Below are 23,755 nucleotides of genomic sequence, written 5' to 3' on the forward strand. Positions count from 1 at the left end.
GTGATTTTGGGGAGAATGTTATGCGTTTTGCGGGCAGAGATTTTCTTAAGGGCGCGGTCACCGCATCGGCCTTGATGGTCCTGGGGTCGGGCGCGGCCCAGGCGGCAACGGTGTTCGACCAAGGGTTTGAAACGGATACGGCGGGCTGGTTCGACGAGAATTCCGGCTGGACCGGCAGCGTGACGCGCCAGGCCAGCGGCACCGACGGCATCGCGGCCCATGAAGGGAATTTCTACGCGAACTTCCAGCAAACGGATACGCAGGGGATCGGAGTGTCCGGGGCCTTCACGCGGTTCGACGGATTTCGCGACACCTTCCCCGGCACCTACTCCGCCAGCGCCGCGATCTATCTGGACACGAGCTGGGCCGCCGGCGAAGGGTTCGACTATTCGGTCGCATCCAGCGGGTCCGACGGGGGCCACCAACGCGACTTCATCTTCCATGTGGCGAAAGACACCTCCACCGGCTCGCTTCTGGTGGGCGGCAGCAACAATACCAATTTCGATCCGCGCCAGGACCTGGAAAACCTGAACCATTTCGAGGTCACGGAAACGGGCTGGTATATCTTCGAGCATCTGTTCCGCGAAGACGGCGGCCAACTCGCCGTGGACCTGAACCTTTACAATGCGGCGAGCGTCCTTCTGTTCACGGAGACCCGCACCAACGCGGCGGACACCATTCCCGGCGAAGTCGGCGGCAACCGCTATGGCTGGTTCACCAATATCGACATCGACGGCGGCATCGCGGTGGACGCGACGCAGTTGAACATCTCTGCCGTCCCGGTTCCGGCGGCCCTGCCCCTTCTGTTGAGCGGTCTGGGCCTGTTCGGCATCGTCGGGCGGTTCAGGCGCCGGGCGAAAGTCTAAGCGACGACGTAGCGCTTTGGAGCACCATACGGGCGGCCGGAAACATCCCGGCCGCCCGTTTTCTTTTGATATCGCGGTCCAGCGTACGCCTATGCCCGATACCCCGGCAGATCGAAGATATCCGGGTAGCCGAAGAGCGCAGCGCTGCCGCCGGTGTGGAGGAAGACGACGTTGTCCATGCCGTCGAAATAGCCTTTGCGGGTTTGGTCGATCAGGCCGTCCAGGCCCTTGCCGCTATAGACCGGGTCGAAGAGCAGGCCTTCCAGCCGGGCGAGGGTTTTGAGGGCTTCTTTCATGCCTTCCGTCGGCATGCCGTAGCCGGGGCCGACATAGTCGCAATTGGCGCGGACCGCGGCCCGGTCGATTTCTTCACCCGTCCCGAGATAATCGAGCGTCTTACAGGCCAGGTCATGGACCATGCTCTCCTGTTTTTCCTTCCGCGCGCGCACGCCGATGCCGAGCAGGTGGATGTCGCTTTCCAGCGCCGCCAAGCCGGCGACGAGGCCTGCCTGCGTGCCCGAACTGCCGGTGGCGTGAACGAGCGCGTCGATCTTCAAGTCCATTGCGGCGGCCTGTTCCACCAGTTCCGCCGCGCAATTCACATAGCCCAGCGCGCCGATCCGGTTGGAGCCGCCGCCGGGGATGACGTAGGGCTTTTTGCCTTGAGTTTTCAGATCCTCGGCGAGCGCTTCCATTTCCGCCTGCATGTCTGCCCCGCCGGGGCGTTTGGCGATGGTGCTGCCGTGCAATTGGTCCAACAGCACATTGCCGTTGAGGGTATAGGCCGGGTCGTTGGAGCCGGTCCGATCCTCCAGCAGGATATGGCATTCCAGGCCGAGCTTGGCGCAGGCCGCCGCCGTCTGGCGCGCATGGTTGGATTGGGTGGCGCCCTGGGTGATGACGGTATCGGCACCCCCTTCCAGCGCGTCGGCCATCAGGAATTCCAACTTGCGCGTCTTGTTGCCGCCGGACGAAAGGCCGGTGCAATCGTCCCGCTTCACCCAGATGCGCGGGCCGCCGAGCCACTCGCTCAACCGGTCCATCGGCTCCAGCGGCGTGGGGAAATGCCCCAGCGACAGGCGCGGGAATTTCCCAATGGCCTTTTTAACCAAGGGAAGGGTCGTTTCGGTCTTGCCGCCGGTTATGTCCGTCGCGTTCATCGGGGTCTCTCTCCTTTGCCATCATTCGGCCTAGGCTACCGCGTTACAGCCGGTTTGAATAACGCCAATATCGCCGGGCCGCCGTATTTTTCATATGGCCTGGGAACGGAGACGCAACGTCTCGACACGCAATGATTTCACCGCGCTGGCAAATCGGCACGCCTCCTCCTATGGTATATACGTAAATGCTAATGGTTTTGCTTACGGATCGACCTTGGCTCCAGATCGACTTTTTTGGGGGGCGGTTCGCGGCATAGCGGATGGAGGTTCCGATGAGACGGCGCGGGCCTGTTGCATTGCTTCCCGTTATTCTCAGCCTGTTTGCCCTGACCGGCTGTTTCGAGTCGGAAGACCGCTTCTATACCGAGGCCGACCTTTGGGCGGACATGCCCGAGGCGCTTGCCCAAACCATCGTCACGGCCCCCTATTTCGAGGAAGCCGGCATCACCCTTTCCGCAACCGGCGGCGGATCGTTCACGGCGCGGGCGGAGGGCGCGGATTGTCCCTTCGGGGTGGTCCGGATGGCCGGCGCGGAGCCCGAGGATACGGCCCCGACGGCGGCGATCCCTATCGCGGTCTTCAACCTGGAACCGGGATGCCATTTCGACATGGCGGAGAGCCCTTGGCTGGTCTATGCCGCGCGGCTCTATCCGCCGGGCCATGACAAGCACGCGGCCGGCATCGCCTTCGGCGTTCCGGGGGATAGCGGAAAGATCGTCGCCTTTGCCCAAGCGCGGGAGGTCACCCTGACGCCGTACCGGACCAATGCCGAAGACCGTTACAAGGCAGTGGCGGATACGGCGCGGTTCAAGGCCTTTCTGCCCGCTTACATGCAGTCGGACCTGGTCGCGTATATCGAATAGACACGGCGCGGATGATAACAGAAGCGGACCCTTCCGGCGTGACGAGCCCCATTCTCCGCGCCTTTCGCGACCATTGGCTGGCGCTGAAGGGAAAGCGGGCGATGCCGGCACGCGCCGATATTGACCCGGCGCATATTCCGGCGCTGTTGCCCCATATCATACTGGTCGACGTCATCGGCGCGCCGCCCCGCTTTCGCTACCGCCTGATCGGCACCGCGGTCACCAAGATCGCGAACCGGGACGCCACAGGCCGTGTCCTGGACGAAAGCCTCTATGGCGCGAATACGGACAGGGTGTTGCGGACCTACCGTGAAACGGTCGCGGACAAGAGCCCTAAGGCCGTTCGGGAGATCGTCCAGTTCGTCGCCAAGGATTGGATCAAGACCGAGGTTCTGTTGATGCCGCTGTCGAGCGATGGCGGGACTGTCGACATGATCGTCGGCGCCGTCGACATCGTCGACCAGGACCCCAATCCCCGCGACCTTGACCGACGCGAAAATCTAGATTGGACCAAGTAGGCGGAAAGCGCCGGCCCTTACCCGCGCCCACCGTGCATCTCAGACAAGGTAATCCCCGCCGCGGCGGCGGTGACGCAGGCGACCGCGATGGAGGTGGTGAGCGTGATGCCCTGGCCCAACAGGAGCGCGCCGACCATGACCGCGATGGCGGGCTCCAGCGTCAGGAGGATGCCATAGGCGCGGGCCGACATGCGTTGCAAGGCTTGATATTCAAGCCCCAGCGGCAGGACGGTCGTCAAAAGGCCGACCGCGAAGGCGCTGGCGAGGCCGGATGCGGAGGCCTGGAACAGGCTGCCTTCCATCACCGCGAAGGGCAGTGCCATGAAGGCGGCGGCCCACATGCCGAGCGTCAATCCCTTCAAGCCGCCGAAGACCTTGCCCGCCTTCTGGCTGGCGGGCGCGAAACAGGCCCAGCCGATGGCGGCCAAACCGGCCAACCCCACGCCCCGCATATCGAGCGCGGAGTGGTTCCCGAACAACGCCCCCTCCCCCAAATTCAGGGGCGTCAGCAGGGCGATGCCGATCAACGCAATGCCGATGCACAGGAAATGGATGAGGCGCCGGGACATGATCGTCGCAATGGCCAGCGGGCCGAGGAAGGCGATGGTCGCCGTGATCCCCAGCGGGATGTATTGCATGGCCAGGAAGAAGGGCAGCTCCATAAAGGCCAGCACGAAACCGAAGGCGAGAACGAGGGTGAAGGCGCGCCGGTCCGCGAAAGCATCCGACAGTTTCGGGCGGCTCCACAAGGTGAGCATGACGGCGGCGGAAATGAAGATGCAAAAGACCGTACCGACCGGCCCCAATGCCGAGAACAACATGGTCGCCAAGGCCGCACCGACCTGCACGGAGACAAGGGAGAACAGCATCAGCGCCGTCGGCGGCAATCGCCCGAAACCGGCAGCCGCCGCTCCGACCGCGTGCCCGATACCCCGGCCGTCCGCCGGGCCGGACAATGTTGCCGTTCCGTAAACGGTCATGCGCATCCCCTGCTTTCCGGCGCGCATCAACAGCGGTTAACCCCTGCCCCGGCGCCTGTCACATTCTCGCAACGTTATCTGTCTACACAAGCCCATTACTTGGCTTTTGGGGGTAACCATGAAACGTCTTTTGATGACGACCGCGATTGCGGTTGTCTCGTTTTCCTTTCCGAATTTGGCTCTTGCCGATTGCGACGATCTTTCGCCGGGCGGCGGCGATACGGTGACCTGTACAGCGACCGATGTGTTCGACGGGCCGGACGCCGTGGAAACGCGGTTCCTGGACGACGGCAGCAAGGACGTGATCGTCGACGTGCTGTCCGGCGCGGTGATCGACACGACCGCTTCCGGCGAAGACGCGATCAAGCTGAAAGACGACAACAACAGGGTAAACAACGCCGGCACCATAAACGGCGGTGACGAAGCCATTGTCGGTGGCGACGGCCTGACGGTCGAGAATAACGGCACGATTACGGCGGTGGACCAGGGCATCGTCGGCGAGAACGAAGCAGACGAGGATGCCGACGGCGTGCGGGTCCTGAACAATGGCAGCATCATCACCGAAGACCGCGCCATCAATGTCGGCGGCGGTGCGGGCCTGTTCGTGGAGAACAACGCCGGCGCGCTGATCCAGGCCGGGGATGAAGGCATTCAGGGTGGCGACGGGTTGACCGTTGAAAACGCCGGCACCATTACTGCCGTCAAGAAAACGATCGACGCCAATGGCGAGTTTGTCAGCATCACAAACGAGGCGACGGGCATCATCCGCTCCACGACGAATGAGGGGATCGAGGCCGAGGACAACGCCACGATCATCAATCGCGGCGTGATCGAGGGCTTCGACGATGCGGTCCAGGTCGGCGAAGGCGCGTATATCGAAAACTACGGCACCATCGAGAACACCCAGACCCAGGCGGACCTGGATGCCGACCCGGGGCTTGAGGCGCAGGACTCCATCGATATCGACAGCGGCACGATCTATAACGAAGGGACCATCCGCTCCACCACCAACTCCGCCATCGACTACGATCCGGGCGCAGCGACCTCCACGATCCAGAACCGCGGCCTGATCACCGGCACCATCGCGGTGAATACCGATGACGGCGACATGGCGGGCCAGGAGATCTTCAATGCGGGTACACTGGTCGGCACAGAGGGTTTGGCGCTTTACCTCGGCCAAGGCACGGACAAGCTGGTCAACCTGAAGGGCGGCGAGATCGTCGGGGGCGCCGATTTCGGCACGGCGGCGGATGAACTCGTCTTCGAGGTCGACTACTTCGACGACAATATCGGACTGTTCGCCGGCGGCGCGCTGTTCGATGGCGGGGACGGGCTCGACACTGTCTCCTTCCTGGGGCTGCTGAGCACCGACATCGTCGATGTTTCCCTGAACAACGGCGAATTGCTGTTGAGCGTGCTGGGCAATGGCGGCGAAGCGGTCTTGCGGCTGCTCTCCTGGGAAAGCTTCCGGTTCGCGGACAGGACGCTCGATCTCGACGGGTTGGTCGCGGCGGTACCGCTTCCGGCGGGGATGCTTCTGTTCGGAACGGCGCTTGTGGGGCTCGGCGTCGCTTCGCGGCAACGTAACCAAGCGTAAACGCATCGGCGCTACACCGAAGAGATCTGATGGGACCGGGTGCAGGACTGTCTGCACCCGGCTTTTTCCTTCCCGATATCAGGGCTTTTTTTTATTGGTGCCTCAGCCTCACCACGTCTGCAAAGGACCGGACAGCGGAGCCTGCTTATGGACGGTTTCATAAGACCCCTGACCGGTCTGCGGCACGGTAATCATGTTCGGCGGATCGCCCACTGTCTTGCGTAGCTCATGGGCTGTGCCGCGCTGACATGTGACGTAGACGACTTTCAGCTTCTGCGGCCGCGTATAGGTGCGGTCGGAGCTGAGGAAGACGATATTGTCCTCAGGCGCCAAGCCGTTTCCCGGCAGGGGCGGGCCGAAAAAGGCGGTCAGAATGTCGTTCAGGTCCAGATAGGTCTTAACATAACGGGCAGCCGCGACACGGCCCAAGCCGGAATCCGGACAATAATGCGCGTCGACGATTTCCCGCACGATGGGCAGGACGATACGCTCATCATCGCCTTCTTCCTTGGTGGGGAATTCCTCCCCATCCGCGCGGTGAAGGGTAATCACCCGAACCATTTCGTCGGTTCCCCGCCCGGAGATAAGAGAGGTGCCGACTTTCACAGTTCCAAGTTCGGGCATGGATTCCGGCTGCCAGGTAAAGCGTTGAACCTCCCCCAGCGACAGAAGCGGTTGGCGGGCCGGGTCGTCGGGGCTGGCGCAGCCGGTCAGTTGCACGATCAGGCCCACACTGATGCAGGCGGCCAGAACGGCCGAGGACAGTCTTGAACGCATTCCCCCGGTACTCCCCCAAAACGCTCCGAATGCCGGTATTGCTGCCGAACCGGAAAACTACCGGAACCCACTGAATTTGGCCACTATAAGCTGCAGGCGGGTGCTTGGCGCAAATGCTTGTTCCGAACACTTGCTTAAACGCTTACCCCCAACGCCTGCCCCTAACGCTTGCCTTGCCACGCGCCCGCTTCCACATTGAACTGTCATGACCATTGCCATTGCCCTCTTAACCGTTCTTTTCGCCACCCTCACCCTGCTGCCACTTTGGCGGCATCCGCATTGGTTGGTGCGGGGGTTGGATTTCCCGCGCCTGCAATTGGCCGTCGCCGGCGCATTGCTGCTGTTGGCGCAGGTCTTCCTGTTGCCCATGGGCGCGCTGAAACTTGGGGCCATTGCCGTCACACTGCCCTGTCTGATCTGGCTGCTGTGGTGGCTTTTGCCCTATACAAGGCTTTGGCCGGTGGAGGTCAAACAAGCCGAGGATGACGCGGAAGGGGGCGCTGACGGGGCCGATGATGGAAGCCGGATCAGTATCCTGACCGCCAATGTTCTACAGTCGAACCGGAAGGCCGACGCCCTCATCGCGCTGGTGCGTCAGCATCGGCCGGACGTTCTGGTCGCGCTGGAAACGAACGCTTGGTGGGAAGAACAACTGGACCCGCTGCAGGACGAAATGCCGTTTGCGGTCAAATGCCCGCAGGACAATCTGTACGGCATGCATGTCTATTCCCGGCTGCCGATCACCGCGCATAAGGTTGACTTCATTGTCGAAGACGATGTGCCGTCCATCCATGGACAGATCACACTGCGCAACGGGGCCGCTGTGTGTTTCCATTTTCTGCACCCGGCCCCACCCGGCCCGACAGAAAACCAGGAATCGGCCGAACGGGACGCGGAGCTTGTCGTCGTCGCCCGCAGCATTGCCAAGGGCGACCGTCTTCCTACCATCGTCACCGGTGACCTGAACGACGTCGCCTGGTCGACCACGACACGGCTGTTTCGGAAAATCAGCGGCCTTCTGGATCCGCGCATCGGTCGCGGCATGTTCAACACGTTCCACGCGGACTATCCGCTGATGCGCTGGCCGCTGGACCATCTGTTCCACAGCGATGATTTCACCCTGCGGTCAATCACCCGGCTGCCGCCAATCGGGTCCGATCATCTGCCCCTGTTGACCCGGCTGACCTATGCACCGGGGCGCAGCGCCGAACAGGAAGGGCCGGTGACCGACCGGGACGATCGGGCCCAGGCTGACGACATCGCCGACGCAAAGGGTGCCGATCACACCGACGTCCCGAATCCGGGTGCCTCCAAAACAGGTCCCTCGACGAATAGAAGTTGAGGAAGCTGGCCCCTTACGCGTCAGGAACGGCCGGATAGGTGTTGTAGGTTGTCGCCGTCAGCCAACCGGCATCGATCGGCAGCAAGACGCCGGTGATGGCTTTCGCCGCGTCCGAGCATAGGAAGTGGATACCGTCGGCAATGTCGCCCGGTTGGATGAAATAGTCCAAGGCCTGCATGTCCAGAATGGCCTGGGGGTCGCGCTTTCCGCTGTCGATGCGGGACTGGATCGCCGGCGTCATCGTATAGCCGGGGGCGACGCCGTTGACGCGCACCTTGTGGGGACCGAGTTCCGCGGCCATCACTTCCATCAAACCCTTGATTGCCACCTTGCCGGGGTTGTAGGCGGCCAGCGGCATCGGGCGGTAGGAATTGATCGACCCGATCATGATGATGCTGCCGCCCTTGTTTTCCTTCATCTGCCGGCCCGCCGCGCGGGAACATTGCAGCGTGCCGCGATAGTTCACGGCCCAGATCCGGTCGTTCTGTTCCATATCCATGTTGATGACGGTTTCGGCGTTTTGGACCAGGCCCGCGGAATTCACCAAGACGCTGACGGCCCCGTGGTCCTTGGCGATCCGGGCGAAGACCTCTTCGATCGCGGCGTCGTCCGAAACGTCGAGCGTTTTGGCCAAGGCCTCCCCCCCGGCGGCGGAAATCCGCGCCACAACGTCTTCGGCGGCCTGCCTGTTGACGTCCGCGACAAACACCTTATCCCCGGCAGCGCCCAGTTTCAGGGCGGTTGCCTCCCCTATGCCACTTGCCCCGCCCGTAACGACCGTTATCCTTTTTCCCGACATACCGATGCCTCCCGCAGTTTGATATTAATCCAATTTGTTGATGGGGATTTTGGCGCGGTGCCGGTGTATGGACAACCAGTCCCGACAAAGACAAAGATCTGAACGGTTGGATAAAGTGGGACAAACCGGAAACGGGAGGGGTGAATGCAAGGAATGTTGGCGACCTGGGTCGATTTCGACCAGGCAGGCGAGGCGGACTTCAACGAGTGGTACAATACCGAACACCTATTGGAACGCGCCATGGTGCCGGGCTTCTACAATGCGCGGCGTTATGTGGCCATTCACGGTTCACCGAAATATTTCGCGCTTTACGACACCGAAAGCCCGGAGGTTCTGACCAGCCCGTCCTATAAGCACATTCTGGAAAACCCGACGGAATGGTCGATGCAGATCATGCCGCAGTTCCGGAACTTTGACCGCTGCGTCGCCGAACAGATCTATCAATACGGTCAAGGCTGGGCCCAGATCGCGATTTCGATGCGGATTTCCATTCCGGCCGAGGAAGTGAACAGAGTCGCCGACCGGCTGATCGAAACGGTGCTGCCGGTCGCGTCGGAAGCGGCGGGAACGGTCGGCCTGTTCCTGATGAAACCGCTGGCGCCCACGGGCGGCCCGAAACCGGCGGAGACCAAGGGCCCGCCGATCACCCTGTTCCTCAACGCTGCCTGTTTGGATGAGCAAGCCGCAAACGAAGCGCTGCACGGCGCGCTTGGGCCCCATGCCCTGGAAAGCGCCGACATTCCGCCCCGTTTCGTGAATACCGGCATGTACCGTTTCGTCTGTGGCGTCGACCGGTCGGTCGTGGACCGGAACAAACCGGCATGACCGCGCGCCAGCCCCTTGCCGGTGTGCGGGTACTGGACTTCTCCACCCTGCTGCCCGGGCCCATGGCGGGTTTGATCCTGGCCGATGCAGGGGCGGAGGTCATCAAGGTCGAGCGTCCCGGCAAGGGCGAGGAAATGCGCAGCTATGTGCCCCGCTTCGGGGAAACATCGGCGAATTACGCAATCCTGAACCGGGGCAAGCGCTGCATCGCCGTCGATCTGAAGGCGGATGAGGCGGTGGAAAAGCTGCGCCCCCTGATCAAAAGCGCGCACGTCATCATCGAACAGTTCCGCCCCGGTGTGATGGACAGGCTGGGTCTGGGCTATGACGCGATGGCGAAGATCAACCCGGCGATCGTCTATTGCTCGATCACCGGCTACGGCCAGAACGGCCCATTGCGGGACGAGGCCGGGCACGACCAGAACTATCTGGCAAATGCCGGACTGCTGATGCTGGGGGGCGACGATACGGGCAAACCGGTCCTGGCGCCGGGGCTGATCGCCGACATCGGTGGCGGCACCCTGCCAGCGGTGATCAACATTCTGCTCGCCCTGCGGCAGGCCGAAGCGACCGGCGAAGGCGCCTATCTTGATATCGCCATGACCGACGGGCTTCTCGCCTGGAACTGGTGGGCGCAGGCGATGCTGGGCACGACAGGCAAAGTCGCGCGGCCGGGAGGTGAGCTGCTTTCCGGCGGATCACCGCGCTATCAGATCTATGAGACCGCAGACGCGCGCTATGTCTCAGCCGGGCCGATCGAACAGAAGTTCTGGGAAAATTTCTGCGCCATCATCGACCTGCCTCGGGAATTGTGGGACGACAGCCGCGACCCCGCCGCCGTGATTGAGGCCGTCGCCACGTGCATCCGCGCCAAGGACTCCGACCATTGGCGGCAAGCCTTCACCGGACAGGACGTCTGCGCCACCATCGCACTGACCTTGGACGAGGCGATGGACCACCCGCAATTCAAAAAGCGCGAGTTGTTCACACGGAGCGTGGTGGACGGCGCGGCGGAAATGCCGGCGCTTGCCACTCCGCTTGCCCCAGCCTTTCGCAATGCCGGGCCTAGGGCAGCATCCGCCCCGGCACTAGGCGAAGGCAATCACGAATTCCTGGGCGAAGAGGCGGACTGACGCCCCGCCGGACAGGCCTGATACAAACCCTTAACAACAGTTTTAGGAATAGCCCAAGATGAGCAAATTGTTCAGCCCGATTACCCTTCGCGGGGAAACCTTCAACAATCGCGCCGTCGTCTCCCCCATGTGCCAATATGCCTGCGACGCGGAAGACGGCGTCATGGGCGACTGGCATCTGATGAATATGGGTCAATACGCGATGGGCGCGGCCGGTCTGATTTTCACCGAGGCGACCGGCGTTTCCGCACAGGGACGAATTTCCAAACTCTGCACCGGGTTGTGGAACGACGAACAGGAAGCGTCCATGAAACGCGTCGTCGACTTCTGCCACAAATACGGCGTCGCGAAACTGGGCATTCAGCTTGGTCATGCGGGACGCAAGGCCAGCACGCGTCCGCCCGGCGAAGGCGGCACGCCGCTGACGGCCGAGGAAGGCGCTTGGCAGACCGTCGCGCCATCGGCCCTTCCCTATGCGCCAGACTGGCACGTACCGCAGGAACTGGATCATGCGGGCCTTGCCCAGGTGAAACAGGAATTCGCGGACGCGACCGTTCGCGCCGCCCGCGCCGGTTTCGATGTGGTGGAGATGCATGGCGGCCACGGTTATCTGTTGAGCCAATTCTTCTCCCCCCTCTCGAACCAACGCACGGACGAATACGGCGGCAGCGTCGAAAACCGCATTCGCTTCCCGCTGGAAGTTTTCGACGCGATGCGCGCCGTTTGGCCCGAAGACAAGCCGCTGGGCATCCGCATCAGCGCGGTCGATTGGGTCGAAGGCGGATCGACCGTCGAGGACACGATCGTCTATGCCAAGGCGTTGCAGGACCGGGGCTGCGATTTCATCGACATCACGACAGCCGGTGTCGACCCGCGCCAGAAGATTACCGTCGGCAAGGCCTATCAGGTGCCGATGGCGGCTGCGGTGAAGGCGGCGATCGACATCCCCGTCATGGCGGTCGGCATGCTGAACGATCCGCATCTGGCCGAATCCGTCATCGCCGAAGGCAAGGCCGATTTCGTCATGCTGGCCCGCGGCGTGATGTATGATCCCCGCTGGGCTTGGCACGCCGCTTTCGAATTGGGCGCCGATGCGGACTATCCGCCGCAATTCGCACGCTGCAAGCCGCAAGCCTGGCCGGAAGCCTTTGGCCTGACTCGCGAACCGCGGGTTACAACCGACCAACGGTCATAACGGCCGCCCGGTTCATATGCGGCCCTGTTTATGGATAATCGGGCCGCTTCTGGAGATGTAAGCCCCTATGGAAATCACCGCTTCGCCAGATGAAATCGTATTGCTTGTCGCCGCCCTTTTGGGCGGCGGCGTCGCCACAGGCTTCCTGGCGGGATTGTTCGGGATCGGCGGCGGCGGCATCGCGGTCATCGTCCTGTTCGAGCTTTTCTCCGCGCTCGACGTGCCGGATTCGGTCCGGATGCATGTTTCGGTCGGCACCGCTTTGGTGGTCATGCTGCTGACGGCGCTGCGGTCCTTCTCAGCGCATAAGAAGCGCGGCGCGGTCGACATGGAGGTGATCAAATCCATGGGCATCTATGTCGTCCTGGGCGTGATGGCCGGGTCGACATTGGCCCGGCATGCGGACGGCGACGTGATGAAGGGCGTTTGGGTCTGCATCGCGCCGATCATGGCCTTCCAGATGTTCTTCGGCCACAAGGGCTGGAAACTCGGTGAGGACATTCCGCGCGGATTGTTCCGCCCAATCTATGGCGCTGTGGTCGGCTTCGCCTCCACCTTGATGAGTATCGGCGGCGGCGTCTTCGTGTCCTCCATGATGAAATTGTTCAACCGGCCGATCCATCAGGCCATCGGCACGGCGTCGGGCTTCGGTCCGTTAATCGGTATTCCCGGCGTGGCCGGATTCATCTGGGCCGGGTGGGACGCGGTCGGCACCCCGCCGCTTTCCGTCGGCTATATCAATCTGCCAGGGGCCGCGATCGTTTCCGTCGCCAGCATCCTTGCAGCCCCCTTCGGCGTGAAGGTCGCGCATGCCCTATCGCGCCGCGCGTTGGAAATCGCCTTCGGCTGCCTGTTGATGTTCATGAGCATCCGGTTTCTGGTCAGCATCCTCACCACATAGATAAGCCGACTATGCGGTTCCGAAAGCCTTTCTCAGTGCCTCTGCGGAATCGTCCTGCGCCCGATGCGCATCGTCGACCATATGGGTGAAGGTATAGAAGGCGTGAATCTGGCCTTTGTATTCCTTCACTTCCACCGGCACGCCCGCTTCCCGTAGTTTTTCGGCATAGAGAACACCTTCGTCGTGCAGCACGTCCAATTCCGCGAGTTGGATGATCGCCGGCGGCAGTCCTTCGAAGCTGGAAGCCAGAATGGGTGACACGCGCCAGTCTTCCAGTTGCGCCATATCGGCGAGATAGCCGCGGCGGAAATAGTCGACCGTCTCTTCCTCCAGAATACCGAAGCCCTTGCCGTATTCCTTATAAGAAGGATACCCGCCCCGGTAATCAACGACGGGATAGACCAACAGCTGAAAGATGATCTTCGGGCCGCCTTGGTCCCGCGCCATCAAGGCAACCACGGTAGCAAGATTGCCGCCCGCACTGTCGCCGCCGACCGCGACCCGGTCCGCGTCAATGCCATAGCGTTCCGCCCGGTCGACAAAATATTTGGTCGCGAAGAAACAATCCTCGACCGCACCGGGAAAGCGGTTTTCAGGCCCTTTCCGGTAGTCCACGGATATGGCCAGGCAGTTGGCCTTCTTGGCCAAGGCGCGAACCGCCCGATCATGCGTATCCAAATCCCCGATCACATGCCCCCCGCCATGGAAGTAAAACAGCACGGGCAGCGGTCCGGCATCCTCGAAACCGGGCGGGTGATACATCCGGACCGGAATACGACGGCCCGGCGCATCGATGGCGAAGGTTTCGATCAGGCCCAGTTCGATTTCCGGCTCGACCCGCGCCCGGGCCATGCGGCGATGCTGATGCCTCGCCATTTCCGGGGTCAAGGACTCGACGCGTTGCACGCCGGCGGCCTTCATCGCTTCGAACACCTGAACGATTTGAGGATGCAAACGGGGATCGTAGCTCATGAGGTTATCTCTATTTTTTCAAACTTATTTCAGAACTTCTTCCGGAACAGGGCCGGATCAGGGCTGCGCCACGAAGCCGTTGAAATCCTCGATGATTTCCTTGGCGCATTCCTTCACCAGGCGCTCGCCCACCTCGGGCGAGGCAAGGAAACTGTCCGCGCCGATCCGGCCATCGGGATACAGCGCGCGATAGTCGTCCGCATCTGTGAAATGGCGAACAGGTTTTTCCGCGCGGTCTTCCGGCATGGATTTGATGGCGTCCGGATAGGCATACTGGGTGATCGAGATTTCCGACGGCGTCGCATGCGACCCTTCCCGGTCGCCGAAACATTCCTTGGAGATCCGGCGCGCGGCCGGAAAGGCGAACCAGTCCTTGTGACGGCAGCGCAGGCCCGGCTGGTTCGATCCGCGCTGCATGCTGCGTTCCGCGTAAATTTCATCGAAGGCAGCGTTCAACGTGGCTATATTTCCACCATGGCCGTTCAGGAAATAGAACCTCTCAAACCCGTTTCGTGACAGGGACAGGACATAATCCCTGATCATGGCAATAAGGGTTGTCGGGCGCAGCGTGACACTGCCGGAAAAGCCAAGGTGATGCTGCGCCATGCCGATACTGATGGTCGGACCGACCAGAATGCCGGCCTCCGCCGAGACATGGTCGGCAATCACTTCCGGGCACAGGGCGTCGGTGCCGATCAAACCCATAGGGCCGTGCTGTTCCGTGGACCCGATGGGAATGATGATGCCGTTGCACTCCTTCAGATAGGCATCCACCTCCTGCCATGTCGCCAATTGCAACCGCATCGTTTATCCCTTCCCTAGAGTATCACCGGCTGTATTTCCCGGTCTTATTTGGTCTGCTCGACCTCCAGCCCTTCATGCGACAATACGTCCAGCTTCGGCATCAGATCGAGCAGGTGTTTCGAGTATTCGTGCTGCGGATTTTCGAACAATTCTTCGGTTTCCGCCACCTCGCAAAGCTGCCCGTGCCGCATCACGCCAACGCGGTCGCACATCTGCCGGATTACCGGCAAGTCATGGCTGATGAACATCATGGTCAGGCCCAGCTCTTGCTGCAGATCTTTGAGCAGATTCAGGATTTGGGCCTGGATGGAAACATCCAACGCCGAGGTGGGCTCGTCGCAGATCAGGAAGCGCGGCCGGGTCGCGAGTGCGCGGGCGATGGAGATGCGCTGACGCTGCCCTCCTGAGAATTCATGCGGGTACTTCACTGCCGCCGCGGCACCCAAACCGACATGTTCCAACAAATCGAGCACGATGGTTTCCGTTTCTTTGCGGTCGTCGGCAAGGTTATGGAACCGGATCGGTTCCGCGACGATGTCGAGCACGCGCATGCGCGGGTTCAAGGACGAGTACGGATCCTGGAAGATCATCTGCATCTGCCGCCGATAGCGGTCTTTTTCCCGCTCGGTCCGCAGGGCCGTCAATTCACCCCCGGCAAAGAAGATATTGCCGCCGGTCGGTTTGTAGAGCCCTGCGATCATCCGCGCCACGGTGGACTTGCCGCTGCCGCTTTCGCCGACGAGTCCGAAGACTTCGCCCTGCTTGATATCGAAGGAAACATCTTTCACAGCATCGAGGTAACGCCGGTCCCGCGGCAAGATGGCGTTCCGCGTGACAAACCGCATATGCAGCTTTTCAAGCGTCAGCAGCGGCCCATCCATGGCTTCGAAATCACGGGCCTTCCCAAGCCAATGATTGGCGACATCCAATTCCTTGCGGGCCTCGCCGGCGCTTTCGATATATTCGACCAAGGGGAAGCGTTTAAGCCGCACATCCGGGCGCGGCACGGCACTGATCAAACTTTGCGTATAGGGATGGTCCGGATTGCCGAGGATCTTCTGCGTCGGCCCTTCTTCCACCACCTTGCCGTGATACATCACCGCCACACGGTCAGTGATGTCGGCGATGACGCCCATATCGTGGGTGATGATGATCATCCCCACTTGCCGTTCGCGACACAGTTCGCGCATCAGGTCCAGGATCTGCGCCTGGATCGATACGTCCAGCGCGGTGGTCGGTTCATCCGCGATGATCACTTCCGGATCGGCGCATAGCGCCAGCGCGATGACGACACGCTGCCGCATGCCGCCGGAGAATTGATGCGGATACTGCCCGATGCGAATATCCGCCTCGGGTATGCCGACGCGGTCGAGCAGGTCGACGGCCTTTTGCCGTGCTTCGCCCTCGTTCAAAGGCAGATGGGTGGTGATCGTCTCCACCAACTGCCGTTCGATCGTCTGCAGCGGGTTCAGGGATGTCAGCGGATCCTGAAAAATCATCCCGATGCGTCGACCGCGGATCTTGCGGATCGCCTCATAGGGCAGATTGTCGATCCGTTTCCCGTCCAGATCGATCTCGCCTTCCGACATACGGCCCGGCGGTTCCAGCAGGCCGATCACGGTATTCCCAATGGTCGACTTCCCCGCCCCCGACTCGCCGACGCATCCCAGGATTTCGCCCGGATTCACCGAAAGCGTCACATTTTCCACCGCGGTGAACACGCCGCGACGTGTCGGGAAATCGACCCGGATATTTTTGATGTCCAGCAGGGCCATACTCTAAAACCTTCCGCTCAACAGACGCAGCACGGCTTCGTCACCGAAGCTTCGGATTGAGGGCGTCCCGCAACCAATCCCCAACCATATTAATAGCCAAAACCAAGATGATCAGCGCCACACCCGGCATGATCGTGATCCACCAGACGCCGGAGAACAGGAAATCGTATCCGACGCGAATGAGCGTTCCCAATGACGGCGAGGTCACCGGCACACCGACGCCAAGGAAGCTCAACGTCGCTTCCGTGATGATGGCGAGCGCAAGGTGGATCGTCGCAATCACAAGAACCGGCCCCAGCACATTAGGCAGGATATGCCGCACCAGGATCGTCCCACGGCGGATACCGATGACACGGGCCGCCTGGACGTATTCCTTGTTCTTCTCGACCATGGTGGAACCGCGCACTGTGCGCGCATATTGCACCCAGCCCGATATCCCGATCGCGAAAACCAGGACGTAAAGCGCCATCTCGTCATGCACGGCACGCGGCAACACCCCGCGCGCCACGCCATCGATCAGAAAGGCGATCAGGATCGCCGGAAAGCTAAGCTGCACATCGGCGATCCGCATAATGACGGCATCGACATAACCGCCGTAATAGCCGGAGATCAGCCCCAATGGGATGCCGATTGCCATGGCAAAGACGACGGAAGCGAAACCGACGAGAAGCGAAACCCGAGACCCGTAGAGAATGGTGGAAAAGATATCCCGCCCCTGGTCGTCGGTCCCCAACAGAAACCGGCTGTCGCCATCCGGCAGCCAGACCGGCGGAATTTCCGAATCCAGCAAATCGATCTGCGCCAGATCGAATGGGTTCGTTGGGGCGATCCAATGGGCGAAGATGGCCGAAAAAACGATGAGGATAGAGACTGCCATGGAGATGATCGCAACCGGCGAATGGCGGAAACTGAACCACAAGTCGCTGTCGAAGAACCGTCGAAGCACGTCGGCCAGTCCGGTCCGCTCCTTGGCGGCGACTTCGTAAGTTTGGTTTGACTTTGAATTCATATCGGTCGGCCCCGGCACACCAAGCGTCAATGACCGGAACCCGCGCGGTCGGCGCGCAGGCGGGGATCAACGACGAAATAAAGAATATCAACGATGAAGTTGATGAAGACGAAGACGAAGCCGATCACGACCAAATAGGCCGCCATGACCGGAATATCGACTTCCAGCACCGCTTGGATGAAAAGCAACCCCATGCCCGGCCATTGAAACACCGTCTCCGTGATAATCGCGAAGGCGATGATAGAGCCCAATTGCAAACCGGTAATGGTGATCACCGGCACCAGGGAGTTCTTCAAGGCGTGGCTGAAATGGATGGACCGGGTCAGAATTCCCCGCGCCTTGGCGAATTTAATAAAGTCGGTCCGCAGGACCTCCAGCATCTCCGCGCGCACAAGGCGCATGATCAAGGTCAATTGGAAAAGCGCCAGCGTGACGGAAGGCAGGATCAAGGACTTCAAACCGCTGGCGGTCAGAAAACCGGTGGTCCACCAGCCGAGATCCACCACATCGCCCCGACCGAATGTCGGCAGAACCCGCCAGACCACACCGAAAACCAGAATCAGGATGATACCGATCAGGAAAGTGGGGATTGAAACACCGAGCAGCGAGCCGGACATGATCAGATTGGACAGAATTCCATTGCGATTCAGGGCGGTGTAGACACCGGCCGGCACCCCCACGACAAGTGCCAGCACCGCCCCGATCAAGGACAGTTCCAGGGTCGCCGGCATGCGTTCCACCAACAGTTCGGAAACCGGGCGGCGGTGAAAATAGGATTGTCCGAATTCACCCTGCACCGCATTCAACGCAAAACGGGCATACTGGACATAGAAGGGATCATTCAAGCCAAGGCGTTCCCGCAGCTGCTCGCGCTGTTCGGCGGTCGTGTCCTGGCCAACCATGTTGTTGATCGGGTCGCCGACGAAGCGGAACATCGCGAAGGCGATCAATCCGACGGTCAACATGACGACTATCGATTGGGCGAAACGCCCGGCAATAAAAGAGATCATTGTGTCCACGAACTCTGCTTGCGCGATCGTACCGTATATTACGGCTTCTGTTCGGCCGACCGGTTCATCCACAAGGCTTGAATGCCCGCCAAAGGCTAAGAACGACAATCTCCATCCCTGGTCACGATACTAAGGGGACATATCCGCCTAGGAAAGCGCACTAGTCCCAAAAAGCGTCGCGGAGGCACGGAAGGCGTAGAAAAAAGGCCGCCCCGTTCGACCGGGACGGCCCTTCTCAATGGTCTTACGGCAGGACGACGTTGCGGAAGTCCAGCACGTTGTCGCCACGCTGGGCCAGGTCGACGCCTTCGCGAATACCCCATGACAGCGGCTGCTGATGCAGCGGCAGATGACCGTATTCATCCTTATGGATCTTGAAGGCTTCGTCGATATAGGCCTGACGCTTCGCCTGATCGGTTTCTTTTTCGACCTGCTTGGTCAATTCGTCGACCTTCGCGTTGCAGTAGTTGCCCAGGTTGAAGAGGCCGACCTTAGCGTCGACATTCTGGCAGCTCATGATGTTCGACAGAACATTGTGGCTGTCGATCGAACCCGGCGTCCAGCCCAGCAGATAGAAGGACGTGTCATAGCCGTTCTGCTGCAAGACCTTGCCGAAATACTTCGACTTGGTTTGGGCGAAGACTTCGACCTTCACACCAACCTTGGCCAGCATGCTGGCAACGGCCTGACAGATCCGCTCGTCATTAACATAGCGGTCGTTCGGGCAATCCATGGTGACGGTGAAACCATCCGCATATCCGGCTTCGGCCAGCAGCTTCTTGGACATTTCCGGATCGTATTTGTACGGCTCGTTCAGGGCTTCATTGAAGCCATTGATCTGCGGCGCGACCATCAGGCCCGTCGGGGTCGACGCACCGCGCATCACACGCTTCTTGATGGTTTCCAAATCGATCGCATGGGCAAAGGCCGCGCGGACACGCTTGTCCTTGAACGGGTTCTTGCCCTTGATGTCGGAATACAGCAACTCGTCGCGGAACTGATCCATGCCGAGGAAGATGGTCCGTGCTTCGGGACCGGTCAGCGGTTCAACGCCTTCCGCCTCCTCAAGACGCTTCCAATCCTGCACCGGAACCGGGAAAACCAGGTCCAACTCACCCGACAGCAGCGCCGCGACGCGGGTCGCGTCCTGCGCGATCGGGGTCATGATGGCCTCAGTCACGTTGGACTTAATGTCTTTCCAATACCCGTCGTACCGCTTGAAGACCGTGCGCACGTCCTGTGTGTTCTCGGTTATCATGAACGGGCCGGTGCCGTTGGTGTGCATGTTGGCATAGTTGCCTTCATCGCCACCCTTCACGTTCGTCGCCTCGACACTGCCGTGCTCTTCAGACCATTCCTTGTCCATGATCTTCAGGAAGACCAGATCCTGCGCCATCAACGGGTTCGGCGCCGGGGTCGTGACTTCGATCGTGTGGTCGTCGATCTTCTTGATATCGGCAATCAGGGCATAACGGACCTTCTGATCGGATCCTTCCGTGCCGGAACGCTTCCAGGAAAAGATCACGTCATCAGCCGTAAAATCCTGACCGTCATGGAATTTCACGCCTTTGCGCAGCTTGAAAACCCATTTCGTCGGCTCGACGATTTCCCAGCTTTCCGCCAATGCGGGGATCAACTGCAAGTCGGCGTCATAATCGACCAGACCTTCATAGACATTGCCCAGCGTGCCGAGCAGGAACGTCTCGTTCAGCCCATGCGGATCCAGCGTGCTTAGGCTGCCCTGAAAGGCCCATTTGAACGTCTTGGCCATCGCCGGCGTGGCGAAGGCGATAGCCGCGACGGCAACAGCCGCCAATAGCTTCTTACGGTTTAGCATAAATATAGTCTCCCAAACTTCGCAGCGACTGGCCTGTTCTCCAAACGCTTGCATGCGAACCTTTGACCAAGGGATGCCGGGTCTGTTCAAGACCGCGTTTCGAAGCCCCCCTCGATCAGCCTGTGCGAAGCATCATCACTCCTGCCCGGCAAGGCAAGAGAGAATTGCCTCACGATCATAACAACAGGGGATTTGCCGTCACCGATCCGTGATTTACTTCAACCGGGAACGGTATGGATACCGGATGGGCGAGACTGTTGACGCAAGTGACGGGCTTCACCGTAATGCCGGTCACGGGTCAAAAACAAAGCCGCGCGCCCTGCGCGGCGATTTTTTAAGGGAGAGAACAATGGATTTGGGAATCAAAGGCCGGAAAGCCATCGTCTGTGCGGCAAGCAAGGGCCTCGGCAAGGCATCCGCCATGTCGTTGGCGCGCGACGGGGTCGATCTGGTGATCACCGGACGCACCGCGGAAACGCTGGACGCCACCGCCAAGGAAATCGCCGACGAAACGGGCGTTTCCGTCACGACGGTGATCGGCGACATTAAAACGCCGGAAGGCCGCGCCGCCGCCTTGGCCGCCTGCCCCAACCCAGACATCCTGATCAACAATGCCGGCGGCCCGCCGCGCGGTAATTTCCGCGACTTCACCCCCGAAGATTGGCAGGAAGCGGTGAACGGCAACATGATCACCGCCATCGAGCTGATCAAGGCGACCGTGGACGGTATGATAGAGCGGAAGTTCGGCCGAATCGTGAACATCACCTCGGCCGCCGTGCGCCAGCCGATTCCGGAACTCTGCCTCTCCAACGCGGCGCGGGCTGGTTTGACCGGTTTCGTTGCGGGCTTAAGCCGGGAGACGGTGCAGCACAACGTTACCATCAACAATATTCTGCCCGGCCCCTTCGCCACCGACCGCCTTTTGAGCGGCGCCAAGGATGCCGGCATGGAGGTCGATGTCTACCTGGCCAAGGTCGGTTCCTCGAACCCCGCCAAACGCGTCGGCCAGCCGGACGAATTCGGCGATGCCTGCGCCTTTCTGTGCAGCGCCAAAGCCGGCTTCATTACCGGCCAGAATCTGCTGCTGGACGGCGGCAACTATAAAGGCACGATGTAGGTCGTCCGTCGTCGAGGACAGGAAAAGCCGCGGGAATGAAATGGCATGTTTGACGAAATCCACCTACCCCTTGTTCTCGCGGCCGCCTTTGCCGCCGTGGCCAGCCCGGGCCCGGCCACGCTCGCCCTGGCCGGCACGTCGATGGCACATGGCCGGAAAGCGGGCCTGGCGCTTGCGTCGGGCATCACGACCGGGTCGTTGACTTGGTCGACCGCGGCGGCCTGCGGATTGGGGGCCTTGATGCTGGCGAATGGCTGGGTCACCGAGATCATTCGCTATCTGGGCGCCGCCTATCTTCTATTCCTGGCTTTCAAATCGGCGCGTTCCGCCCTGTCGTCCAAAGTGCTCCAGCCGAAAGCATCGTCCGGGTCTTCACGGAGCCTCTTCGCGAAGGGCCTTGCCTTGCACCTGACCAATCCGAAGGCGATCTTCTTTTTCGGGTCGCTCTACGGCATCGGCCTGCCGGCGACCGCGTCGGTGGAACAATTGGCGACGGTCGTGATGACGGTCGGCGCCCTCAGCGCCACGGTCTTTCACAGCTATGCGCTGCTGTTCTCGCTTCCGCCGGTGGTGCGTTTCTATACGCGGATCCGCCGGTGGTTCGAAGCGGCTTTCGCCGTTGGATTTGGACTGGCGGGCCTGAAAATACTGACGGTACCGCTGCGCCAGGGAAGTTGATCGGATCAATGCTTGAAACGAAAAAGGCCCCCGCCGAGGTGGGGGCCTTTTGCTGTCCAACGGGACGGATCAGTCGTTGGTCGGGAAGGCGAGCTGGGCGCCTTCCTTGATGCCCGACGGCCAGCGCGCGGAGATCGTCTTCATCTTGGTGAAGAAGCGGATCGATTCCGGCCCGTGCATCTGGGTATCGCCGAATTTGGACCGCTTGGCGCCGCCGAAATTGTGGAAGGCCATCGGAACCGGGATCGGAACGTTGACGCCGACCATGCCGATATCGACCGAATTGGCGAAGTGGCGGGCGGTGTCGCCGTCACGGGTGAAGACCGCGACGCCGTTGCCGTATTCGTGGTCGTTGACCATGGTAACCGCGTCTTCATAGGTCGACGGCGTCATGACGCTGAGGACCGGGCCGAAGATTTCGGTCTTGTAGATATCCATGTCGGTGGTGACGTTGTTGAAAAGCGTGCTGCCAACGAAATAACCGTTCTCGTAGCCCTGCATGCGGGCGCCGCGGCCGTCGACCAACAGGTCCGCGCCTTCCTCGACACCCCGGGTGATGAGGTTTTCAACGCGCTGCTGGGCCTGGGCCGTGATCAGCGGGTTGATGTCTGCGCCCGGATCGTCGAACGGGCCGATCTTCAGGGCTTCTACACGCGGTGTCAGCTTTTCGATCAACGCATCCGCCGTGCCCTGCCCGACCGGAACGGCGACCGAAATCGCCATGCAGCGTTCGCCCGCGGACCCGTAACCGGCGCCGATCAGCGCATCGACGGCCTGGTCCATATCCGCATCCGGCATGATGACCATGTGGTTCTTGGCGCCGCAGAAGGCCTGAACCCGTTTATTGTTCGCGCAACCGGTTTGATAGACGTATTCACCGACGCCGGTGGACCCGACGAAGCTGATCGCCGGAACGTCTTCGTGATGCAGCAGTGAATCGACCGCTTCCTTGTCGCCATGCACGACGTTCCAGACGCCGTCCGGCAGGCCCGCTTCTTTCCACAATTCAGCCAGGAACATCGGTGCGGCCGGGTCGCGTTCGGAGCATTTGTTGATATAGGCGTTGCCGCAGGCAATGGCCGGCGCGCCCATCCATAACGGGATCATGACCGGGAAGTTGAACGGCGTGATGCCGCCGACGACGCCGATCGGCTCACGGATCGAGAACAGGTCGATTTCGCCGCCGATATTGGAGTTGAACTCGCCCTTGATCAGATGCGGGATACCGCAGGCGAATTCTGTCACATCGATACCGCGGGAAATTTCACCCTTGGCGTCCGCGATCGTCTTGCCGTGTTCGCGGCCGACCAATTCAGCCAGCTTATCCGTGTTCGCGACCAGCAATTCGCGGAACTTGAACAGGACCGCCGCGCGTTTGGGAACTGCCGTCTTGCCCCAGATCTCGGCCGCTTCCTGCGCGACCTTCACCGCTTCGTCCATATCCGCCTTCGAGGCGTAGGGAAGCTTGCCGATGACCTCGCCCGTCGCCGGGTTGAAGACATCGCCGAACCGGCCGCTGGTGCCTTCGACGCGTTTTCCGCCAATCCAATGGTGTAGCTGTTCCGCCATGATATACGCCGCGCCTTTGGCGCGCCCC

Annotated in this window: 22 protein-coding genes; 11 read left to right on the top strand and 11 right to left on the bottom strand. The window is 61.0% G+C overall.

Features of this window, described 5'->3' with window-relative positions; genetic code table 11:
- The first annotated feature begins 20 nt into the window (after window positions 1-20).
- Window positions 21-866 (top strand): PEP-CTERM sorting domain-containing protein, encoded by an 846-nt coding sequence (locus tag EOI86_RS18735; RefSeq protein WP_127767115.1) that lies wholly within the window; start codon window positions 21-23, stop codon window positions 864-866.
- 89 nt (window positions 867-955) lie between these two features.
- On the opposite strand, the gene cuyA is transcribed toward EOI86_RS18735, so the two are convergent.
- Window positions 956-2,026 carry a D-cysteate sulfo-lyase gene (cuyA, locus tag EOI86_RS18740; protein ID WP_127767116.1) on the bottom strand — a complete coding sequence of 357 codons (1,071 nt, stop codon included), beginning with the start codon at window positions 2,024-2,026 and terminating at the stop codon, window positions 956-958.
- A gap of 272 nt (window positions 2,027-2,298) precedes the next feature.
- On the opposite strand from cuyA, the gene EOI86_RS18745 reads away from it, so the two are divergent.
- Complete coding sequence (locus tag EOI86_RS18745; RefSeq protein ID WP_127767118.1) at window positions 2,299-2,889, top strand: hypothetical protein; 591 nt, start codon at window positions 2,299-2,301, stop codon at window positions 2,887-2,889.
- Window positions 2,890-2,900: 11 nt separating this feature from the next.
- On the top strand, window positions 2,901-3,407 hold the full coding sequence (locus tag EOI86_RS18750; RefSeq protein ID WP_127767120.1) for a PAS domain-containing protein: 507 nt from the start codon (window positions 2,901-2,903) through the stop codon (window positions 3,405-3,407).
- Window positions 3,408-3,424: 17 nt separating this feature from the next.
- Here EOI86_RS18750 and EOI86_RS18755 read toward each other — a convergent pair whose 3' ends face one another.
- Window positions 3,425-4,387 (bottom strand): EamA family transporter, encoded by a 963-nt coding sequence (locus EOI86_RS18755; RefSeq protein WP_161973900.1) that lies wholly within the window; start codon window positions 4,385-4,387, stop codon window positions 3,425-3,427.
- Window positions 4,388-4,505: 118 nt separating this feature from the next.
- Between EOI86_RS18755 and EOI86_RS18760 the strand changes: the two genes are divergently transcribed.
- The gene (locus tag EOI86_RS18760; RefSeq protein ID WP_127767124.1) at window positions 4,506-5,984 is read left to right on the top strand and encodes a VPLPA-CTERM sorting domain-containing protein; all 1,479 of its coding nucleotides are present in this window, start codon (window positions 4,506-4,508) and stop codon (window positions 5,982-5,984) included.
- A 108-nt stretch (window positions 5,985-6,092) separates the two neighbouring features.
- Here EOI86_RS18760 and EOI86_RS18765 read toward each other — a convergent pair whose 3' ends face one another.
- Window positions 6,093-6,761 carry a hypothetical protein gene (locus tag EOI86_RS18765; protein ID WP_127767126.1) on the bottom strand — a complete coding sequence of 223 codons (669 nt, stop codon included), beginning with the start codon at window positions 6,759-6,761 and terminating at the stop codon, window positions 6,093-6,095.
- Between the two features lie 205 nt (window positions 6,762-6,966).
- Between EOI86_RS18765 and EOI86_RS18770 the strand changes: the two genes are divergently transcribed.
- Window positions 6,967-8,103 carry an endonuclease/exonuclease/phosphatase family protein gene (locus tag EOI86_RS18770; protein ID WP_127767128.1) on the top strand — a complete coding sequence of 379 codons (1,137 nt, stop codon included), beginning with the start codon at window positions 6,967-6,969 and terminating at the stop codon, window positions 8,101-8,103.
- Window positions 8,104-8,116: 13 nt separating this feature from the next.
- Here EOI86_RS18770 and EOI86_RS18775 read toward each other — a convergent pair whose 3' ends face one another.
- On the bottom strand, window positions 8,117-8,902 hold the full coding sequence (locus tag EOI86_RS18775) for an SDR family NAD(P)-dependent oxidoreductase (RefSeq protein WP_127767130.1): 786 nt from the start codon (window positions 8,900-8,902) through the stop codon (window positions 8,117-8,119).
- 144 nt (window positions 8,903-9,046) lie between these two features.
- On the opposite strand from EOI86_RS18775, the gene EOI86_RS18780 reads away from it, so the two are divergent.
- The 4 genes from EOI86_RS18780 (at window position 9,047) to EOI86_RS18795 (ending at window position 12,956) form a co-directional block, all read left to right on the top strand.
- The gene (locus EOI86_RS18780) at window positions 9,047-9,727 is read left to right on the top strand and encodes a DUF4286 family protein (RefSeq protein WP_127767132.1); all 681 of its coding nucleotides are present in this window, start codon (window positions 9,047-9,049) and stop codon (window positions 9,725-9,727) included.
- On the top strand, window positions 9,724-10,860 hold the full coding sequence (locus EOI86_RS18785) for a CaiB/BaiF CoA transferase family protein (protein ID WP_127767134.1): 1,137 nt from the start codon (window positions 9,724-9,726) through the stop codon (window positions 10,858-10,860). The genes EOI86_RS18780 and EOI86_RS18785 overlap by 4 nt, the downstream gene beginning before the upstream one ends.
- A 58-nt stretch (window positions 10,861-10,918) precedes the next feature.
- Entirely contained in the window at window positions 10,919-12,055 is a 1,137-nt protein-coding gene (locus EOI86_RS18790) for an NADH:flavin oxidoreductase/NADH oxidase (RefSeq protein WP_127767136.1), read from the top strand.
- A gap of 67 nt (window positions 12,056-12,122) precedes the next feature.
- The gene (locus tag EOI86_RS18795; RefSeq protein WP_127767138.1) at window positions 12,123-12,956 is read left to right on the top strand and encodes a sulfite exporter TauE/SafE family protein; all 834 of its coding nucleotides are present in this window, start codon (window positions 12,123-12,125) and stop codon (window positions 12,954-12,956) included.
- A 9-nt stretch (window positions 12,957-12,965) separates the two neighbouring features.
- On the opposite strand, the gene EOI86_RS18800 is transcribed toward EOI86_RS18795, so the two are convergent.
- The 6 genes from EOI86_RS18800 to EOI86_RS18825 all read right to left on the bottom strand — a co-directional run bounded on the left by EOI86_RS18800 (window position 12,966) and on the right by EOI86_RS18825 (window position 20,363).
- Window positions 12,966-13,928, bottom strand: a complete 963-nt coding sequence (locus tag EOI86_RS18800; protein ID WP_127767140.1) for an alpha/beta hydrolase — start codon at window positions 13,926-13,928, stop codon at window positions 12,966-12,968.
- 57 nt (window positions 13,929-13,985) lie between these two features.
- Window positions 13,986-14,732: a creatininase family protein gene (locus EOI86_RS18805; RefSeq protein ID WP_127767142.1), complete on the bottom strand. Its 747-nt coding sequence runs from the start codon at window positions 14,730-14,732 to the stop codon at window positions 13,986-13,988.
- 44 nt (window positions 14,733-14,776) lie between these two features.
- Window positions 14,777-16,507 carry an ABC transporter ATP-binding protein gene (locus EOI86_RS18810; protein ID WP_127767144.1) on the bottom strand — a complete coding sequence of 577 codons (1,731 nt, stop codon included), beginning with the start codon at window positions 16,505-16,507 and terminating at the stop codon, window positions 14,777-14,779.
- A 40-nt stretch (window positions 16,508-16,547) separates the two neighbouring features.
- Window positions 16,548-17,516: an ABC transporter permease gene (locus tag EOI86_RS18815; protein ID WP_127767146.1), complete on the bottom strand. Its 969-nt coding sequence runs from the start codon at window positions 17,514-17,516 to the stop codon at window positions 16,548-16,550.
- Between the two features lie 26 nt (window positions 17,517-17,542).
- Window positions 17,543-18,526, bottom strand: coding sequence for an ABC transporter permease (locus EOI86_RS18820; RefSeq protein ID WP_127767148.1), 984 nt, complete (start codon window positions 18,524-18,526; stop codon window positions 17,543-17,545).
- 244 nt (window positions 18,527-18,770) lie between these two features.
- Complete coding sequence (locus EOI86_RS18825) at window positions 18,771-20,363, bottom strand: ABC transporter substrate-binding protein (protein WP_127767150.1); 1,593 nt, start codon at window positions 20,361-20,363, stop codon at window positions 18,771-18,773.
- Between the two features lie 349 nt (window positions 20,364-20,712).
- Between EOI86_RS18825 and EOI86_RS18830 the strand changes: the two genes are divergently transcribed.
- Together EOI86_RS18830 and EOI86_RS18835 are read left to right on the top strand one after the other, a co-directional pair.
- Window positions 20,713-21,480 carry an SDR family oxidoreductase gene (locus EOI86_RS18830; RefSeq protein WP_127767152.1) on the top strand — a complete coding sequence of 256 codons (768 nt, stop codon included), beginning with the start codon at window positions 20,713-20,715 and terminating at the stop codon, window positions 21,478-21,480.
- Between the two features lie 45 nt (window positions 21,481-21,525).
- On the top strand, window positions 21,526-22,158 hold the full coding sequence (locus EOI86_RS18835; RefSeq protein ID WP_127767153.1) for a LysE family translocator: 633 nt from the start codon (window positions 21,526-21,528) through the stop codon (window positions 22,156-22,158).
- 69 nt (window positions 22,159-22,227) lie between these two features.
- Here the strand turns inward: EOI86_RS18835 and EOI86_RS18840 are convergent, their stop codons facing one another.
- Entirely contained in the window at window positions 22,228-23,727 is a 1,500-nt protein-coding gene (locus EOI86_RS18840) for a CoA-acylating methylmalonate-semialdehyde dehydrogenase (RefSeq protein WP_127767155.1), read from the bottom strand.
- Between the last annotated feature and the right edge of the window lie 28 nt (window positions 23,728-23,755).

Origin of the sequence: Hwanghaeella grinnelliae, assembly GCF_004005845.1 — a bacterium.
In the GTDB taxonomy this organism is placed as follows: Bacteria; Pseudomonadota; Alphaproteobacteria; order UBA8366; family Aestuariispiraceae; genus Hwanghaeella; species Hwanghaeella grinnelliae.